The organism is Caulobacter zeae (assembly GCF_002858925.1).
GTDB classification, from domain to species: Bacteria; Pseudomonadota; Alphaproteobacteria; order Caulobacterales; family Caulobacteraceae; genus Caulobacter; species Caulobacter zeae.
In genome coordinates, this window is record NZ_PJRS01000015.1 from 16,411 (window position 1) to 33,675 (window position 17,265).

Consider the following 17,265-nt stretch of genomic DNA (forward strand, 5'->3'; position numbering starts at 1 on the left):
GGCTCGGCTTGGCACAACCGAAGACATCATGTGGGACGGCGTGACGGGGCTGTGAACGGCGACGGTCTTTTCCCAAGGATCGGCATGGACTATGCCGGGCGTTCACGTCCTGTCGCGTCGGATCGCGGCCTTCTTGAGGCCGCGCCGTGATCGGATCTCCCGCTTCCTGAGGAGCGCTCAATGCGTATCGAGTTCGTCCCCGCCGACAGCCAGGCCGGCGCCACCGCCGCCCTTGCGGTTCTCGCCTACGAGGCGGCGGCCCTTTCGCCCGAGGCCAAGGCCGTCAACGACGCCGCTGGCGGCGCCATCGCCCGCGCCGCGGCCGGCGGCCGATTCATCGGCGCCAAGGGCCAGGTGCTCGACATCGTCGCCCCGGCCGGCCTGGACGCCGCCCGCGTGGTGGTGATCGGCGTCGACGGCGCCGGCGTCGTCGAGCCTGAGACGGTCGAGATCGCCGCCGCCCACGCCTACAACGCGGTCAAGACCTCGGGCGTCACCGAGCTGCTGCTCAAGCTCGGCGGCGACGCCGAGACCGCCGCTCGCGTCGCCTTCGGCGTCAAGCTGGCCGCCTATCGCTTCGACAAGTACCGCACCACCGAAAAGGCCGAGAAGAAGCCCTCGGTCGCCACGGTCAAGGTCGCCGCCGCCGACCCGGCCAAGGCCCAGAAGGCCTTCGCGGCGCTCGAGCCGATCGCCGACGCCATCCTGTTCAGCCGCGACCTCGTCTCCGAACCGGCCAATATCCTGCATCCGGAAGAGTTCGCCGCCCGCGTGAAGGGCCTCGAAAGCCTGGGCCTCGAAGTCGAGATTCTCGGCGAGAAGGAAATGGCCGCACTGGGCATGGGCAGCCTGCTCGGCGTCGGCCAGGGCAGCGTCCGCGAAAGCCAGCTGGTCATCGCCAAGTGGAACGGCGCGGCCGACAAGTCGGCCCAGCCGATCGCCTTCGTCGGCAAGGGCGTCTGCTTCGACACCGGTGGCATCTCGATCAAGCCGGCCGACGGCATGGAGGACATGAAGTGGGACATGGGCGGCGCGGCCGCCGTGGCCGGCGTCATGCACGCCCTGGCCGGCCGCAAGGCCAAGGTCAACGCCATCGGCGTGCTCGGCCTCGTGGAGAACATGCCCGACGGTAACGCCCAGCGTCCCGGCGACGTCGTCACCTCGATGTCGGGCCAGACCATCGAGGTCATCAACACCGACGCCGAAGGCCGCCTCGTTCTGGCCGACGCCCTCTGGTACACGCAGGACCGCTTCAAGCCGAAGTTCATGGTCGACCTGGCCACCCTGACCGGCGCGATCATCATCTCGCTGGGCAACGACTATGCAGGCCTGTTCAGCAACAACGACGGCCTGTCGGAGAAGCTGCTGGCCGCCGGCGACGCCGAGCGCGAGCCGCTGTGGCGCCTGCCGCTGCCCAAGGCCTACGAAAAGCAGATCGAAAGCCCGATCGCCGACATGAAGAACATCGGCGGCCGCCCGGCCGGCTCGATCACGGCGGGCCTATTCCTGCAACGCTTCGTCAACGGCGTGCCCTGGGCCCACCTCGACATCGCCTCGACCGCCTGGCGCAAGGGCTCGTCCGACCCGACCGTGCCGGACGGCGCGGTCGGTTTCGGCGTGCGCCTGCTCAACCGCCTCGTCGCCGACGCCTACGAGGGCTGACCTTCTTGAGCGCCGCGCCCTGCGAGATCTGGTTCTACCACCTGGAGCGAAGCAGCGCCGAGCAGGTGCTGCCCGAGCTTCTGGAAAAGACCTTGGGGCGCGGCTGGAAGGCTCTGGTCCGGGGAGCGGACCCGGCGCGCCTCAACGCGCTGGACGCCCACCTCTGGACCTTTCGCGACGACAGCTTCCTGCCGCACGGCCTGGCCGAGGAGCCGCTGGCCGAACGCCAGCCGGTGCTGCTCAGCGCCGCCCTCGACAACCCGAACGGCGGCGATGCGTTGTTCCTGCTCGACGGCGCCGAGCCGGGGGATCTGGGCGATTTCGCCCGCTGCATCCTGCTGTTCGACGGTCGTGACGAAGAGGCCCTGCGGCTGGCGCGGGGCCGCTGGAAGGCGTTCAAGGCGGCCGGCCACCCGGTGTCCTACTGGCAGCAGGCCGAACGCGGATGGGAGAAGAAGGCATGAAGCGGCTCCTGATGGTTCTGGGCGCCACGATGGTCCTGGCGGCCTGCTCGACCAGCACGCCTGAGCCCGCGCCGCCGCCGCCGCCGGAAACCCCCGTGGCACCGCCGGCCATCGCCCTGCCCAAGCCGCCCGAGCCTGAAAAGGACCAGTGCGGCCTCAAGGAGGCGCAGGCCTTCGTCGGCAAGAACCGCACCCAGCTGCCGGCCCCGGTCGATCCCTCGCGCTGGCGCGTGGCCTGCACCACCTGCCCGGTGACCATGGACTACCGCGCCGACCGCCTGAACATCCTGTTCAACCCCGACACCGGGGTGGTGCAGCAGGTGAAGTGCGGCTGAGGCTGTTTCCACCATTCCCTCAAAGGTCGTCATCCCGGAAAGCGCGCAGCGCTTATCCGGGGGCCAGGGGGGGGGGCCGGGCGCGGCGATGAGGTTCGCATTTTCGGCGGTTGCCGCGTCGTTGCGCGCCGCCTCTGGGTCCCGGCTCTCTGCTTCGCTGCGGCCGGATGACGAGCACGGTGGATGCTTAGCATTTTCGCCTAACCATTTGTCCTGATGGACAAATGCGGAGTCCATCTAGACAGAATCCAAGTCCCCGGGCCAAGTCTCCGCGCGACGTCGCGGCGCTCCCAACCAGCCGTGCGCGCCTGGGGAGTTTGAGCATGAAGTTCGCCGCCGTCCTGGCCGCCGCCGCCTCGTTGCTGGCCGTTTCCTCCGCCTTCGCCGCCGATCCCGCCGCGCCGCCGTCCGGGCTTCAATGGCTGAAGGCGAAAGACGGCCGCATCGTCGACGAGACCGGCGCGCCGGTGATCCTGCGCGGCATGGGCCTGGGCGGCTGGATGCTGCAGGAGGGCTACATGCTGCGCCTGTCCAAGCTGGGACAGGAGCACGTCATCCGCGGCAAGGTCGCGGCCCTGGTCGGCGCCGACCGCGAGGCGGCGATCCACACCGCCTGGCTCGACAACCACACCACCAAGGCCGACATCGACTACATGGCCGCCGCCGGCTTCAATTCGGTGCGCCTGCCGATGCACTACGCGCTCTTGACCCTGCCGGCCGACCAGGAGCCCGTTCCCGGCGCCGACACCTGGAAGGAGGACGGCTTCAGGCGCATCGACGACCTCCTGGCCTGGACCAAGGCCGCCGGCATGCACCTGATCCTGGACCTGCACGCCGCGCCGGGCGGGCAGGGCAACGACCTGGCCATCTCCGACCGCGATCCGGCCAAGCCGTCGCTGTGGGAGAGCCCGGAGAACCAGCGCAAGACCATCGCCCTCTGGAAGAAGCTCGCCGACCGCTACAAGGACGAGCCGGCCATCGGCGCCTACGACGTCCTCAACGAGCCCAACTGGGACTTCGACAAGCCGGCTGCGAAGAACGGCTGCGGCGACGAGAAGCAGGACCTGCTCTGGGACTTCCAGCGCCGCGTCACCGCGGCCATCCGCGAGGTCGACCAGCGCCACCTGGTGATCATCGAGGGCAACTGCTGGGGCAACAACTACAAGAGCATGGGCAAGCCGTGGGACGGCAACATGGCCCTGTCGTTCCACAAGTACTGGAACCGCAACGACGAGGCCGCCCTCGAGCCGTTCCTGAAGCTGCGCGAGGAAACCGGGTTGCCGGTGTGGCTGGGCGAGTCGGGCGAGAACTCCAACGTCTGGTTCGCCGACGCGATCCGGCTGGTCGAGAGCCACGGCGTCGGCTGGGCCTTCTGGCCCCAGAAGAAGATCGGCTTCAACCAGCCCCTGCAGATCGAGGTCGGCCCCGACTACGACGCCGTGGCCGCCACCCTGACGGGCGAGGCCATGGCGCCCGTCTCGGCCGACAAGGCCTATGCGGTGCTGATGAAGCTGGCCTCGCACGACGTGCGCTTCGAGAACAACACCGCCTATCCCGACGTGCTCGACGCCATGCTGCGCCAGCCGCACGATGCGACGGCCCGGCCGTTCAAGCCGCATCGGATCGCCGCCAAGGGCGGGACGATCAGGGCCGTCGACTACGACCTCGGCCCCATCGGCAAGGCCTACTGGGACAAGGACGCCGCCAACTACCACGTCGCCACCGGCGGCGAACGCACGCTCTGGAACAACGGCCGCACCGGCCGCAACGACGGCGTCGACATCGCCCTCGACGGCAAGGGCGTCACCGATTTCACCGCCGGCGAATGGCTGCGCTACACGGTCACCGCCGACCGGGCCGGGACCTATGCGGTGCGTATCGAGGGGCGGGGACCGATGACCGTGTCGGCCAATGGCGGCGCCGGCGCAGCCTCAGGCGGTTCGGTGGGCCTGCTGGCCGGGACCAACGTGCTGGTGCTGAAGTCCGACGGCGCGGCGGAGGCGGTGTCTGTGAGCCTGAACCCTCTCCCATAGGGAGAGGGGCCCCCCCTGCGACGTCCATATCGCCTTCCAGCGCAGCTGGACGGCCGTTGGCGGCATGCAATACGAGTTTCAGCGCGATCGATCGCCGGCTTGGCCTGGCATCGCCAAGGCGCTCGAGGCGTACGAAGCGGAGGAAGCTCGGCGTAAGCGCCGCTAGCGCTTGCCCAGGCCCGGGAACATAGCCGCCTCGCCGTCGAAGACGCCCAGATAGCCAAGCTCGCCAAGCAGCGGCGTCAGGTCTTCCAGCTTGTCGGCCTGGGCGCGCGCCGTCGCCAGTTCGCTGGGGCGGCCGGTCTGGTCGTGCAGGCGATAGACCGTCCACATCTTGCCCTTGGGGGCAGCGGCGCCCGGGGCGAGATAGCGGTGCTCCCAGCCCACCAGGGCGGGCGTGCGGCCGATCTCGACGTCGAACGGACGGTCGCGGAAGGCCAGGTCCATCTCCAGCCGCGTGGCCTCGGCCAGGCGCTGGTCGAGCCAGGTCGCGAAGGCTTCCAGCACGGCGGCGGCCGACAACCCTTCGGGGTTGGCGACAACGTGGTTGCGGCTGGAAAGGGCTGCGGTCATGGCCGCATTGATAGGCCCGAAGGTCTGTCGGAACGGCTAAAGCTCTTGGTTTACTGGCGTTTACCGAGAGTTGCGGATCTAGCCCTCGGCCTCGGCCAGCTGTTCGGCCAGCTCCATCCAGGCGGCCTCGGCCTCGTCGAGCTTGGCCTTGGCGTTGTCGCGACGCTTTTCCAGCTCCGGAACCTTGGCCGGCGTCTTCACATAGAGCTGCGGGTCGGCCAGCTGGGCTTCCAGTTCGGCCAGGTCGCGGGTCTTGCGGTTCATCACCTGCTCGGCGGCCTCGACCTTGCGGCGCAGGGGCTCGACGGCGACCTTCTTCGGAGCGGCCGGGGAGGCGGCCTCCGTCTTGGCCGGTTCGCGCGCCACCTGGGTGGGCTTCACCGCCTGCTTGGCGCGCTCCAGCACGAACTTGGCGTAGTCGTCCATGTCGCCGTCGAACGGCACGACCTTGCCGTCGGCGGCCAGCCACAGGCGATCGGCCACCAGCTCCATCAGCGAGCGGTCATGGGTGATCAGCAGCACAGCGCCCTCATAGTCGTTCAGCGCGTCGAGCAGGGCCCGGCGGCTGTCGATGTCGAGGTGGTTGGTCGGTTCGTCCAGGATCAGGACGTGCGGGGCGTCCATGGCCACGAGATTGAGCAGCAGGCGGGCGCGCTCGCCGCCCGACAGGTTGGCCACCGTGGTGTCCTGCTTGTCGAAGTTCAGGCCCCACTGGGCCAGGCGCGAGCGGCGCGAGGATTCGCTGGCGTCCGGCATGGCCCGGCGGACGATCTCCAGCGGCGTGTCCTTGGGATCCATCGCCTCGATCTGGTGCTGGTGGAACCAGCCGACCTTCATCTTCTTGTCGCGGTGCAGCTCGCCCTTCTGGATGTCCAGCGCGCCGGCGATCATCTTGGCGAAGGTCGACTTGCCCGCGCCGTTGACGCCCAGCAGGCCGATGCGGTCGTCCAGGTCCATGCGCAGGTTGAGGCTCTTGAGGATCGCGCGGCCGGCCTCGTAGCCGACGTCGGCCTTCTCCAGCCGGATCAGCGGCGGGGCCAGGGGCTTGGGCGGCGAGGGGAGGGTGAAGGGCGCGACGCGCTCCTCGATGGTGGTCGCCACCGGCTCCATCTTGGCCAGGCGCTTCATGCGCGACTGGGCTTGGGCGGCCTTGGAGGCCTTGGCCTTGAAGCGGTCGACGAAGGCCTGCAGGTGGGCGCGCTCGGCGTCCTGCTTGGCTTTCGCCGACAGTTGCAGGCGAGCCTTTTCGGCGCGGCGCTTTTCGAAGTCGTCGTAGCCGCCGACATAGAGCTCCAGCTTGCCGCCGGCCAGGTGCAGCATGTGCGTGCAGCTGTTGTTGAGCAGTTCGCGGTCGTGGCTGACGATCAGGGCGGTGTGCGGGTACTTCTTCAGCCGCGCTTCCAGCCAGAGGGCGCCTTCCAGGTCGAGATAGTTGGTCGGTTCGTCGAGCAGCAGCATGTCGGGTTCGGCGAACAGCGCGGCGGCCAGGGCCACGCGCATCCGCCAACCGCCCGAGAACTCGCTCATCGGCCGTTGCAGGTCGTCCTGGGAAAAGCCGAGGCCCGCCAGGATTTCCGAGGCCCGGGCCGGGGCCGAGTCGGCGTCGATCTCGATCAGCCGGCCCCAGATCTCGCCCATCTCCTCCGGATCGGCGGTCTCCAGGCGCGTCAGCAGGGCATGGCGCTCCTCGTCGGCCTCGAGCACGGTGTCGAGCAGGCTGACGGGCGTCGCCGGGTGCTCCTGGTCGACCGAGCCGATGCGGGCGTTCTTGGGCAGGCTGATTTCGTCGCCGGCGGCGACCAGATGGCCCAGGATCAGCTTGAACAGCGTCGACTTGCCCACGCCGTTGCGGCCGATCAAGCCGACCTTCGCGCCGGGCGGCAGGCTGACGGTCGCCTTTTCGAAGAACCGGCGTCCCCAGGCGTCAAAAGTAAGGTCGTTGATCTGAAGCATCTGGGAACGCGGGGTTGGCGGGGAGGAGGCGCACGGCTATAAGCCCGCAACCTCCCAATTCACAAACTTTCTCTGTGAGATTTTCGGAATGACCGAACGCACCTTCTCGATCCTGAAGCCCGACGCGACCCGCCGCAACATCACCGGCAAGATCAACGCCGTGATCGAGGAAGCTGGTCTGCGCATCGTCGCCCAGCGTCGCGTCCACCTGACCGAAGCTCAGGCCAAGAAATTCTACGAAGTCCACGCCGAGCGCCCGTTCTACGGTGAACTCGTCGCCCAGATGACCGCCGAGCCGGTCGTCGTGCAGGTCCTGGAAGCCGAAGGCGCCGTGGCCAAGTACCGCGAAGTCATGGGCGCTACGAACCCGGACAACGCCGCCGAAGGCACCATCCGCAAGCTGTTCGCCCTGTCGATCGGCGAAAACTCGGTCCACGGTTCGGACAGCCTCGAGAACGCCGGCATCGAAATCGCCCAGTTCTTCACCGACGCCGACATCGTCGGCTAAGGCTTTCGAGCTTTAGGTTATGAAAAGGCCGGCGGGGCGACCCGCCGGCCTTTTTGTTTTTGGAGCGCGGGAATGATCGACGCCAAGAGCCTGAGCGGGCTTGTGGAGCGCGAGCTGGAGGCGATCGCCGACGCAAGGGTCAGGGATCACGTCAGGAGCCTGCTTGTCGAACCCAGGCCGATCCTGCGCGACTGGGACTATGGCGAACCTGGCCAGCAGTACGTCTGCTGGACCATCGTCGAGGACCTCGCCCGTTCCAGGGTGGCCATCGCCTATTGCGAACAGGGTTTCGGCCCGGCCAACCCATGGGGTCTGGTCTGGACACGCGACGACGGGGGCGGCGAGGGATCGATCGGCATGGACAGCGCCTGGTTCTTCACGCTGGAAGAGGCGGTCTACGAATCCGTGGCGTCCGCGCTGCCCATCTGGCGGTTTTACGGGCGAGACGGTGCGCTCAGCGAGGAAATGGATTGGGAGGCCGCCTGGAAGGCGTGCGCAACTCTGCGAGCAGCGGACCCGGACGGGCTCTACGGCGTGGATCGCGCTTGCAAGGGGCCTCCGGCGGACTGAGCGCCTTAAAGCCCCCGCACGAACGCGCTCAGCACCGCCGGATAGAGCTTGTGTTCTTCCACCAGCACCCGCGCCGCCAGGGCATGATCGTCGTCGCCGGTCTCGATCGCCACGCGGGCCTGGCCTAGAATCGGGCCTTCGTCGACGCCCGCCGTGACCAGGTGCACGGTGCAGCCGGCCTCGGCCTCGCCGGCGGCGATGGCGCGGGCGTGGGTGTCGAGGCCCGGATACTTGGGCAGCAGGGACGGATGGATGTTCAGCATCCGGCCTTCCCAGGCGTCGACCAGGAAGGGCGTCAGGATCCGCATGTAGCCGGCCAGGGCGATGACCTCGATCCCGCGCTCGCGCAGGGCCGCATCGACCGCGCGTTCATGCGCCTGCCGGTCCTTGCCGTACGGCTTGCTCTCGACGCACAGCGCCTCGATCCCGGCGGCCTGCGCCGTGGCGAGGCCTCCGGCGTCGGCCTTGTTGGCCAGAACCAGAGCGATCTCGAACGGGCAGGCCGGGTCCTGGGCGGCGCGGACCAGGGCTTCCATGTTGGAGCCCCGGCCCGAGATCAGGGCGGCGACTTTTGTTCTGGTGGTCACGCGGCGGCTTTCGTGGAACCGCCCTCGTCCTTCGACGGGCTCAGGATGAGGGCTACTGAGGCGCTTGAACTGAAATCCTCATCCTGAGCTTGTCGAAGGACGAGGATTTCACTCAGCCGATCAGGCCTTGGCCAGCTGGCCGCAGACAAACGCGTCTTCGCCGGCGTTCAGCAGGGCGGCCAGCACCGGCTCGACGTCCGACTGGGCGACGATCAGGATGAAGCCGACGCCGCAGTTGAAGGTGCGGCGCAGTTCATGGGCGTCGATCTGGCCGACCTCTTGCAGCCATTCGAACACGGGCGGCAGGGGCCAGGCGTTCCAGTCGAACTCGGGAACCAGGCCCTCGGCGATGCAACGCGGCGGGTTCTCGATCAGGCCGCCGCCGGTGATGTGGGCGCCGCCCTTGACCCGACCCGACTGAAGGAGGGGCAGGATCGACTTCACATAGATGCGGGTCGGGGCCATCAGGGCCTCGGCCAGCGTCTTGCCGTCTTCAAACGGGCAGGGGGCGTCCCAGGCCAGGCCCGAGCGCTCGACCACGCGGCGCACCAGCGAATAGCCGTTCGAGTGCGGGCCCGACGAGCCGATGCCGATGATCACGTCGCCGGCGCGCTGCTTGTCCAGCTTGGGCAGGACGCCGTCGCGCTCGACCGCGCCGACCGAGAAGCCGGCCAGGTCGTACTCGCCGTCGCCGTACATGCCCGGCATTTCGGCGGTTTCGCCGCCCACCAGCGCCGCGCCGGCCAGCTTGCAGCCTTCGGCGATGCCGGCGACGACGCTCTTGGCGGTCTCGACGTCGAGCTTGCCGGTGGCGAAGTAGTCCAGGAACATCAGCGGCTCGGCGCCTTGCGCCAGCAGGTCGTTGACGCACATGGCCACCAGGTCGATGCCGACCGTGGCGTGCATGCCCGCGTCGATGGCGATGCGCAGCTTGGTGCCGACGCCGTCGGTGGTGGTCACCAGCAGGGCGTCCTCGTAGCCGGCGGCCTTGAGGTCGAACAGCGCGCCGAAGCCGCCGAGGCTGGCTTCCGCGCCCGGACGGCGAGTCGCCTTGGCCAGCGGCTTGATCGCGTCGACGAGGGCGTTGCCGGCATCGATGTCCACGCCCGCCTGGGCGTAGGTCAGGCCGCCGGATTGGTCGGTCTTCGGATCGCTCATCGGGTCGCTCATCTGTGGTTCCAGGCCCTCGGCGACCCTTGTTCGGCGCTTTGGGACAGAAAAGTGGCTGCTCCGCAACGCTTGACGCTTGCAGACTCGGGGGTGCGCGAGGCTATTAGCAGCCGATGACGCCGATCACCACCACCGCCGAGCTGGCGGAGTTCTGTAATGGTTTGAAGGGGCAGCCCTTCATCGCCGTGGACACCGAGTTCATGCGCGAGACCACCTATTGGCCCAAGCTCTGCCTGATCCAGGTCGCTTCGCCCGTTTCCGACGCGGTGATCGATCCGCTGGCGGAGGGCATCGACCTCGAGCCGCTGCTCGAGCTGATGCGCGACGAGACCCTCTTGAAGGTGTTCCACGCCGCTCGTCAGGATGTCGAGATCTTCAATAATCTCAAGGCGATGCCTACGCCTCTGTTCGACACCCAGGTGGCCGGCATGGCTGCGGGTTTCGGCGAGCAGATCGCCTATGACGCCCTCGTGCGCCAGATGCTTAAGATCGAGATCGACAAGTCGAGCCGCTTCACCGACTGGGCGCGCCGTCCGCTGACCGACGCCCAGCTGGCTTACGCCCTGGCCGACGTGACGCATCTGGCGCGCTTGTTCCCGGTGCTGCGCGATCGCCTCCAGGAATCAGGCCGCCTGGCCTGGGTGGAGGAGGAGATGAAGGCGCTGAGCGATCCGGCCGCCTATGACGTCGATCCGGAGAAGGCCTGGCGCCGCCTGCGTCCGCGCAAGACGCAAGCCAAGTACCTGGCCGTCTTCAAGTCGGTCTCGGCCTGGCGCGAGCGCACGGCTCAGCAACGTGACCAGCCGCGCGGCCGCATCCTCAAGGACGAGGCCATCGACGAGCTGGCCACCCAGGCCCCGACCTCGCTGGAGGGGCTCAACACCCTGCGCGGCGTGCCCAAGGGCTTCGGCGGCAGCAAGTTCGGTCCCGACCTGATCGCCGCGATCAAGGCCGCCCTGGCCGATCCCGAGGGCTACGCCCCCGTGGTCGACAAGCCCGGTCCGCCGCCGCCGCCTTCGGCCGGCGCCGTGGTCGAACTGCTCAAGGTGCTGCTCAAGGCCCGCGCCGAGGAAGCCGGCGTGGCCTCCAAGCTGATCGCCACCGTCTCGGACCTGGAAAAGATCGCCGCCGACGACGAGGCCGATACGCCGGCCCTGCAGGGCTGGCGTCGCGAGGCCTTCGGCAGCGACGCTCTCAAGATCAAGCGGGGCGAACTGGCCCTGGTGCTCGACGGCGTCAAGGTCCGCGTCGTGGAAGTTCGCCGGACCCCGCGTCCGGCCTGATCGAGACCTGTCGGCGGCGCGACTCAAAAGAGGGTTGCGCCGCCGTCGTCTCCGGCGCGAAGTGCAAGCGACGTCTTTGTGCAAGACGCCACAGGCGCCTCATGGCCGACATGCTTTGAAAAATGATTGTTGACCTCCGGGCGCTATAAGCGTCGCGGGGGCAGTCGGCTGTGGGGACGGCCGAAGACTGGGGAACTAGGTCGAGTTGGCGTACGCGGAACCGGATCCGTGGCTGGTCAGGGCCGCGCGTAACTATGCAAGGCCCGCCAAGGCCCTGCGGCAGCAGATTCCGCTGCGCCTGTTCGTCATCGCGATGGTATGCGCGGCGGTCGGCGTGCAGCCGCGTTTCGCCTTCATGCTGCCGTGGACGCTGGCCTGCCTCGCGGCTCAAGGCCTGCAAGCCTTTGTCCTGCACGCTTTCGGGCGCAATCCGCGCGGCTGGGTTCTTCCTTGCCTGGCCGCGGACTTCCTGCTGGCCGTCACGTTCGGCTGGCTGGCGGTGCCGCTCTGGCGGACAGGCCTGCCTGCCGGCGCGGCGGGCGCGGCCCTGTTGCTGGCCGGCTCGGTGATGACCGCCCTGATGGGCGCCAAGGGCTCGCGCCTGGCCTTCGCGGTCACCGCCACGCCGCACCTGAGCTATCTGTTCGTGGCCCCGATCCTGGCCGCCAACCACGAAGACGTAGGCGTGAAGGCGTTCCTGATCGGCAGCGGGCTGATGGTGCTGGTCACCTCGCTGGTCTTCGGCTGGTCGCGGCAGACCCTGCTGGCCGAGCGCGAGGCTCGCGCCGCCGCCGAGATCCGCCGCGAACAGGCCGTGACCGCCGACGCCGCCAAGAGCGCCTTCGTCGCCATGGTCAGCCACGAACTGCGCACGCCGCTCAGCGCCATCCTGGCCGGGGCGGGCGAACTGGCCCGCGGGACGGGGGGCGCCGCCAAGGCCAAGGCCGAACTGATCGCCGACGCCGGGGTGATGATGCGCGCCCTGCTCAACGACCTGCTCGACCTGTCGAAGATCGAGGCCGGCCGCATGACCGTCGAGACGATCGATTTTTCGCCGCGCACCCTGATCTGCGACACCCTGCGGTTCTGGCGCGCCGAGGCTCGCGAGAAGGGCCTCGCCTTGCGCTTCAAGGGCGGCCGTCGCCTGCCGCGCTGGATCAAGGGCGACCCGGTGCGCCTGCGCCAGGTGCTCAACAATCTGCTGTCCAACGCCATCAAATTCACGCCCGAGGGACGGGTCTGCATCGAACTCGTGATGACCCCCCGAGCCGAGGGCGGGCTGATGCTGAGCCTGGCGGTGACCGACACCGGGCCGGGCCTTGGTCCTGAACAACTGGCGCGGCTGTTCACGGCCTATGACCAGTTGGGCGCCGACACCACGCGCACCTTCGGCGGCACGGGCCTGGGTCTGGCCATCAGCCGCGACCTCTCCCGCCTGATGGGCGGCGACCTGACGGCGAAATCGGCCGAGGGGCGCGGCGCGCGCTTCGTGCTGACCCTGCCGGCGCCCGAAGGCGAGGAGCCGCCGACGCCCCAGCCGCTTGATGCGGCCACGGATGGCTTCTCCGACACCCCGGCGGTGCTGGTGGTCGACGACCACGAAATCAACCGCCGCACCCTGGCTCAGGTTCTGGAAGCCTTCGGCCTTGAAGTCGTTCTCGCCGCCGATGGCGAGACGGCGCTGCTGCTGGCCGGCGAGACCCGTTTCGACGCCATCCTGATGGACGTCAACATGCCGGGCCTCGATGGATTGGACACCACCCGTCGCCTGCGCGCGCAAGGGCTGAACCGCGCCACGCCGGTGATCGCCGTCACCGGCGCCGTAGCCGAGGGCGACATCGCCGCCTGCCGGGCCGCCGGCATGCAGGACTTCGTCGAGAAGCCGTTCGAAGTCAGCGCGCTCTACGCGGTCCTGCTGCGGGTGCTCGGCGGCGAGGAGGCCGCCTAGCCGGCGACGTGGCCGAAGGTCTCGGCGGCCGCCAGGACAAGGGCGGACAGGATCACACCGTGATAGGCCGCGCCCAGCACGACCGTGCGTCGCACCGACCATCCACGCCTGGCGCCGAAGGCCGCGGCGACATCGCGCTGCAACTGCCTGGCCGGACTGTCCACGGGCTTGGCGGCGGCGCCGGCCAGCCGGACTGCCGCGGGCCTCGCCGGCGGGTGTTGGGCTGTGTCGATCTCGTCTTGAACGTCGTAGGCGACCTGCTTCTGCATGTCGGTTTTCTCCCCGTGCTGAGGGGGAGAAGCTTCGGTGTGGCGTGGCTAACAAACCATGCTGGAAGAACGTTGTTCGCCTGCGACCCGCTGTCGCGGCCTAGAGCGGCAGGACCTTGAGCTTCAGGCCCAGGACCTGGGCCAGGGTGCTGGCCCGCTTGGCGGTCTGTTCGCCCAGCAACAGCGCCGCATAGCCGGGCTCGGCGGACAACTGCACATCGGCCTTTTCGATCGCCAGCCGGGAGCGCGACAGCAGCGCGGGACTGCGGCCCGACAGGTCGCAGCCCAGGCGGATCGCCGCGCCCAGGGCCCGGGCGCGCTTCAGGCGGGCCGAGGTCAGCAGCCGTTCCAGCACGTCCATCTCGGGCGGGTTGAACGGCGTCGAATGGCGGGCGAAGGCGGCGGCGGCCAGGAAGGCGCGCTCCACATGGGTTTGGCCGGCGATCGGGGCGCGCAGCACCTGCTCGAACACCAGGTCGGCCCGATGGTCGGGGTGCAGGCGCGCGCCCAGGTCGGCCAGGCGGCAGGCGGCCGCCGTCAGCACCGCGTCTCGGCCGTCGAACAGGCTTTCCAGCTTGCCGAAGGCCGGCTCCAGCCAGGTTTGCAGCGCCACGCCCAGGTCGTCGGCCACGCCTTGGCGGGCGGTCAGCGAGGCGCAGCCCTCGATCAGCGGGTCCAGGCCCCGCACGCGCGGCGCCATGGCCTCGAACAGCAGGCCCTCGCGCACGCCGAAGGCCGAGATCTCGATGCGCTTGAGGTCCAGGCGCTCGATCAGGCTCTCCAGCACCACGGCGGCGTAGGGCAGGGTCTCGATGCGCTTCTTGGACATGCCCTCGATGCGCTCGAGCGAACTCCTGGACTGATGCGAGACCAGGCGCGCGGCCTCCAGGGCCTCGCTGCGGCCGATCTCGTACTGGTGCACCACCTGTAGCGGATAACCCGACAGTCGCATGTGCAGCAAAGCCAGGTTGCGCCAGGCGCCGCCTACAGCGTGGAAGGCGTCGGCCTTGAACACCTCGGCCACCGGGGCCAGGCGCTGGGCGGCCAGGCGGCGTACGCGGTCGGCGTCGAAACCCTCGGTCAGGCCCAGGCTGAACGGACCCAGCGGCAGGGTCACGCCCTGGCCGGCGCCGGTCGGCTCCAGCCGCACCAGTTCCAGGCTCGCGCCGCCCAGGTCGCCGACCACGCCGGTGGCGTCGGGGGCGCCGGCCAGCACGCCGAGCGCGGCGTAGCGGGCTTCTTCCTCGCCGGAGAGCACGCGGATGGTGAGGCCGGTCTCTTCAGCCACGCGCTTGACGAAGGCGGCGCCGTCACTGGCCTCGCGCACGGCGGCGGTGGCGGCCACGAAGGTCTCGGCCGGCTGCACGGCCTCCAGCACCGCCTTGAAGCGCTTCAGCGCCGCCAGGGTCTGGGCGACGCCGTCCGGCGCCAGGCGGCCCTTGGAGCCGAGCTCACGGCCAAGGCCGGCCAGCACCTTCTCGTTGAAGACGGTCCAGATGGCGCGACCTTCCAGCCGGTACACCACCAGGCGGACCGAGTTGGAGCCGATATCGATCACGGCCGCGTCGCGCGGCGCCGAGAGAGGCATGAGGCTGGTTTAACGCATTCGTCGCGCAGGGGAAGCGGCGGCCTTGGACGAAACCGCCACGAAAGCCGTCGCTCCCCAGATTTTCAGCGTTTCCGCTTCGGGCCGACGTGGTCAAAGGCGCGCGGCAGGTCCTGCACGTGATGACCGCGGCCCGACAGGCTGGGATTGGTCATGAAGTACTCGTGGGCCGAGAATGCGCCCTTGCTGTCCCAGGCCGGATCGCGGGCGTAGTGGCCCTCGCTGTCGAGGCGCCAGCTCTGGGCCTCGTCGTTGAGGTTGGCGACCATGATCTGGCTCAGCACCTGCTGGTGCACGGTCGGGTTCTCGATCGGCACCAGGCTTTCCACCCGGCGGTCGAGATTGCGCGGCATCCAGTCGGCCGAGCTGATGAAGGCGCGGGTCTGGGCGCTGGGCATGTCGGCGCCGTTGGCGAAGGCCACGACGCGGGCGTGCTCCAGGAAGCGGCCGACGATCGACTTGACCCGGATGTTCTCCGAAAGGCCTGGAATGCCCGGGCGCAGGCAGCAGATGCCGCGCACCACCAGATCGATCTGCACGCCGTCCTGGCTGGCGGCGTAGAGGGCGTCGATGATCTGCGGGTCGACCACGGCGTTCATCTTGGCCCAGATGCCGGCCGGCTTGCCGGCGCGGGCGTTGGCGGCCTCGGCGGCGATCATGGCCAGGAGGTCGGGCTTGAGGGTCTGGGGCGAGAACGACAGCTTTTCCAACGCGCCGGGCTGGGCGTAACCGGTGATGAAGTTGAACAGCTTGCCGCCGTCGCGGCCCATGGCCGGGTCGCAGGTGAACAGCGAAAGGTCGGTGTAAACCCGGGCCGTCTGCGGGTGATAGTTGCCGGTGCCGAAGTGGCAGTAGGTGCGCAAGGCGTCGCCCTCGCGGCGCACCACCACCGACAGCTTGGCGTGGGTCTTCCAGTCGACGAAGCCGAACACCACGTGCACGCCGGCCCGCTCCAGGTCGCGCGCCCACTTCAAATTGTTTTCTTCGTCGAACCTGGCCTTGATCTCGACCAGGGCGGTGACGTTCTTGCCGTTGTCGGCCGCCTCGATCAGGGCCGCCACGATCGGGCTGTCCTTGGAGGTGCGGTACAGCGTCTGCTTGATGGCCAGCACGTTGGGGTCGCGGGCGGCCTGGCGCAGGAACTGCACCACCACGTCGAAGCTCTCGAACGGGTGGTGGACCAGGATGTCCTTCTCGCGGATCGCCGCGAAGCAGTCGCCGCCGTGGTCGCGCACGCGCTCGGGGAAGCGGGCGTTGTAGGGCTTGAACTTCAGGTCCGGACGGTCGGGCGGGATCAGCTCGCTCATCTGGGCCAGGCCCAGCTTGCCGTCGACCAGCACCACGTCCTCGGGCTGGGCGCGCAGGCCCTCGATGATGAACTCGCGCAGGTCGGCGGGCATGGTGGTCTGGATCTTCACCCGCACCACGCGGCCCAGGCGCCGCTTCTTCAGGCGCGCCTCGAACTCGCGCACCAGGTCTTCGGCCTCTTCTTCGATCTCCAGGTCGCTGTCGCGTATCAGGCGGAACAGGCCGCGCCCTTCGACCTCGTAGCCTGGGAACAGGTGGTCGAGGAACAGGATGATGAAGCTTTCCAGCGCCACGATCTTGCGTTCGCGCTTGCGGCCGCGGGCGGTGCTGGCGATCTCCCAGAAGCGCTGCACCTGATAGGGGATCGGGGCCAGGGCGTAGAGATGCTTGTCATCCGAAATCCGGCGCAGCTTCAGCGCCAGGCAGAAGCCCAGGTTCGGGATGAACGGGAAGGGGTGGGCCGGATCCACCGCCAGCGGCGTCAGCACCGGGAAGATGCGTGACTTGAAGATCTCCTCGGCCCGCTCGCGGTCGGCGCCGACGATGTCCTTGGCGTCCAGCAGCTTCAGGCCCTCGGCCCACAGCTCGGCGCGTACTTCGCGCCAGATCTTCTGCTGCTCGCTCATCAGCTGGAAGGCCGACGCGTTGATGCGGGTCAGCTGCTCGCCAGGGGTCAGGCCGTCCTGGCTGACCACGCGCACGGCCTCGCGCACCTGGCCCTTCAGGCCGGCCACGCGGACCATGTAGAATTCGTCGAGGTTGTTGGCGCTGATCGACAGGAAGCGCAGGCGTTCCAGCAGCGGGTGGCGCGGGTTGGCGCTTTCCTCGAGCACGCGCTGGTTGAAGGCCAGCCACGAGAGTTCGCGATTGAAGAACCGTTCCGGCGAGGCCAGCAGGTCCTCGTCCAGAGTCAGGCGCACGCAATCCTCTGGCGCGGGCTCCACCTTGTGAGGGGCGGGCGCGAGGGCGGCGGCGTCTGTCATCGTCTACTCCGGG

General features: G+C 68.8%; 15 protein-coding genes. 8 read left to right on the plus strand and 7 right to left on the minus strand.

The features are described 5' to 3' along the window. The first annotated feature begins 180 nt into the window (after positions 1-180). From SGCZBJ_RS07420 to SGCZBJ_RS07435, 4 genes are all read left to right on the plus strand, one after another. On the plus strand, positions 181-1,662 hold the full coding sequence (locus SGCZBJ_RS07420) for a leucyl aminopeptidase (protein WP_101717393.1): 1,482 nt from the start codon (positions 181-183) through the stop codon (positions 1,660-1,662). Between the two features lie 5 nt (positions 1,663-1,667). Continuing rightward, entirely contained in the window at positions 1,668-2,126 is a 459-nt protein-coding gene (locus SGCZBJ_RS07425; protein ID WP_101717394.1) for a DNA polymerase III subunit chi, read from the plus strand. Then, positions 2,123-2,461, plus strand: coding sequence for a peptidase inhibitor I78 (locus SGCZBJ_RS07430; protein ID WP_165799270.1), 339 nt, complete (start codon positions 2,123-2,125; stop codon positions 2,459-2,461). Before SGCZBJ_RS07425 ends, SGCZBJ_RS07430 begins: the two co-directional genes overlap by 4 nt. 323 nt (positions 2,462-2,784) lie before the next feature. Next, entirely contained in the window at positions 2,785-4,494 is a 1,710-nt protein-coding gene (locus SGCZBJ_RS07435) for a cellulase family glycosylhydrolase (protein WP_101717396.1), read from the plus strand. A gap of 162 nt (positions 4,495-4,656) precedes the next feature. On the opposite strand, the gene SGCZBJ_RS07440 is transcribed toward SGCZBJ_RS07435, so the two are convergent. Both SGCZBJ_RS07440 and SGCZBJ_RS07445 read right to left on the minus strand, forming a co-directional pair. Beyond that, a complete protein-coding gene (locus SGCZBJ_RS07440; protein ID WP_101717397.1) occupies positions 4,657-5,067 on the minus strand; it encodes a hypothetical protein in 411 nt (136 codons plus the stop codon). A gap of 78 nt (positions 5,068-5,145) precedes the next feature. Beyond that, positions 5,146-7,020 carry an ABC-F family ATP-binding cassette domain-containing protein gene (locus SGCZBJ_RS07445; protein WP_101717398.1) on the minus strand — a complete coding sequence of 625 codons (1,875 nt, stop codon included), beginning with the start codon at positions 7,018-7,020 and terminating at the stop codon, positions 5,146-5,148. An 88-nt stretch (positions 7,021-7,108) separates the two neighbouring features. Between SGCZBJ_RS07445 and ndk the strand changes: the two genes are divergently transcribed. Continuing rightward, a complete protein-coding gene (gene ndk, locus SGCZBJ_RS07450; protein ID WP_058350417.1) occupies positions 7,109-7,528 on the plus strand; it encodes a nucleoside-diphosphate kinase in 420 nt (139 codons plus the stop codon). A gap of 72 nt (positions 7,529-7,600) precedes the next feature. After that, positions 7,601-8,098, plus strand: a complete 498-nt coding sequence (locus SGCZBJ_RS07455; protein WP_101717399.1) for a hypothetical protein — start codon at positions 7,601-7,603, stop codon at positions 8,096-8,098. A 5-nt stretch (positions 8,099-8,103) separates the two neighbouring features. On the opposite strand, the gene purN is transcribed toward SGCZBJ_RS07455, so the two are convergent. Both purN and purM read right to left on the minus strand, forming a co-directional pair. Beyond that, on the minus strand, positions 8,104-8,685 hold the full coding sequence (gene purN, locus SGCZBJ_RS07460) for a phosphoribosylglycinamide formyltransferase (protein WP_101717400.1): 582 nt from the start codon (positions 8,683-8,685) through the stop codon (positions 8,104-8,106). A 120-nt stretch (positions 8,686-8,805) separates the two neighbouring features. Continuing rightward, the gene (gene purM / locus SGCZBJ_RS07465; RefSeq protein WP_101717440.1) at positions 8,806-9,843 is read right to left on the minus strand and encodes a phosphoribosylformylglycinamidine cyclo-ligase; all 1,038 of its coding nucleotides are present in this window, start codon (positions 9,841-9,843) and stop codon (positions 8,806-8,808) included. Between the two features lie 125 nt (positions 9,844-9,968). Here purM and rnd point away from each other — a divergent pair, with 125 nt between their 5' ends. Continuing rightward, on the plus strand, positions 9,969-11,138 hold the full coding sequence (rnd, locus tag SGCZBJ_RS07470) for a ribonuclease D (RefSeq protein WP_101717401.1): 1,170 nt from the start codon (positions 9,969-9,971) through the stop codon (positions 11,136-11,138). Between the two features lie 205 nt (positions 11,139-11,343). Beyond that, entirely contained in the window at positions 11,344-13,086 is a 1,743-nt protein-coding gene (locus SGCZBJ_RS07475) for an ATP-binding protein (RefSeq protein ID WP_240621448.1), read from the plus strand. On the opposite strand, the gene SGCZBJ_RS07480 is transcribed toward SGCZBJ_RS07475, so the two are convergent. The 3 genes from SGCZBJ_RS07480 to SGCZBJ_RS07490 form a co-directional block, all read right to left on the minus strand. Next, positions 13,083-13,355 carry a hypothetical protein gene (locus SGCZBJ_RS07480; RefSeq protein WP_101717402.1) on the minus strand — a complete coding sequence of 91 codons (273 nt, stop codon included), beginning with the start codon at positions 13,353-13,355 and terminating at the stop codon, positions 13,083-13,085. The genes SGCZBJ_RS07475 and SGCZBJ_RS07480 overlap by 4 nt on opposite strands. 100 nt (positions 13,356-13,455) lie before the next feature. Beyond that, positions 13,456-14,943 (minus strand): Ppx/GppA phosphatase family protein, encoded by a 1,488-nt coding sequence (locus SGCZBJ_RS07485; protein WP_101717403.1) that lies wholly within the window; start codon positions 14,941-14,943, stop codon positions 13,456-13,458. Positions 14,944-15,026: 83 nt separating this feature from the next. Further along, a complete protein-coding gene (locus tag SGCZBJ_RS07490; RefSeq protein WP_240621449.1) occupies positions 15,027-17,252 on the minus strand; it encodes an RNA degradosome polyphosphate kinase in 2,226 nt (741 codons plus the stop codon). Positions 17,253-17,265: the final 13 nt, after the last annotated feature.

Bases quoted from the DNA above. Each gene is read 5' to 3' on its own strand.
- SGCZBJ_RS07420 (WP_101717393.1), top strand. From the start codon at position 181: ATGCGTATCGAGTTCGTCCCCGCCGACAGCCAGGCCGGCGCCACCGCC.
- SGCZBJ_RS07430 (WP_165799270.1), top strand. From the start codon at position 2,123: ATGAAGCGGCTCCTGATGGTTCTGGGCGCCACGATGGTCCTGGCGGCC.
- SGCZBJ_RS07435 (WP_101717396.1), top strand. From the start codon at position 2,785: ATGAAGTTCGCCGCCGTCCTGGCCGCCGCCGCCTCGTTGCTGGCCGTT.
- SGCZBJ_RS07440 (WP_101717397.1), bottom strand. From the start codon at position 5,067: ATGACCGCAGCCCTTTCCAGCCGCAACCACGTTGTCGCCAACCCCGAA.
- SGCZBJ_RS07445 (WP_101717398.1), bottom strand. From the start codon at position 7,020: ATGCTTCAGATCAACGACCTTACTTTTGACGCCTGGGGACGCCGGTTC.
- ndk (WP_058350417.1), top strand. From the start codon at position 7,109: ATGACCGAACGCACCTTCTCGATCCTGAAGCCCGACGCGACCCGCCGC.
- SGCZBJ_RS07455 (WP_101717399.1), top strand. From the start codon at position 7,601: ATGATCGACGCCAAGAGCCTGAGCGGGCTTGTGGAGCGCGAGCTGGAG.
- purM (WP_101717440.1), bottom strand. From the start codon at position 9,843: ATGAGCGATCCGAAGACCGACCAATCCGGCGGCCTGACCTACGCCCAG.
- rnd (WP_101717401.1), top strand. From the start codon at position 9,969: ATGACGCCGATCACCACCACCGCCGAGCTGGCGGAGTTCTGTAATGGT.
- SGCZBJ_RS07480 (WP_101717402.1), bottom strand. From the start codon at position 13,355: ATGCAGAAGCAGGTCGCCTACGACGTTCAAGACGAGATCGACACAGCC.
- SGCZBJ_RS07485 (WP_101717403.1), bottom strand. From the start codon at position 14,943: ATGCCTCTCTCGGCGCCGCGCGACGCGGCCGTGATCGATATCGGCTCC.
- SGCZBJ_RS07490 (WP_240621449.1), bottom strand. From the start codon at position 17,252: ATGACAGACGCCGCCGCCCTCGCGCCCGCCCCTCACAAGGTGGAGCCC.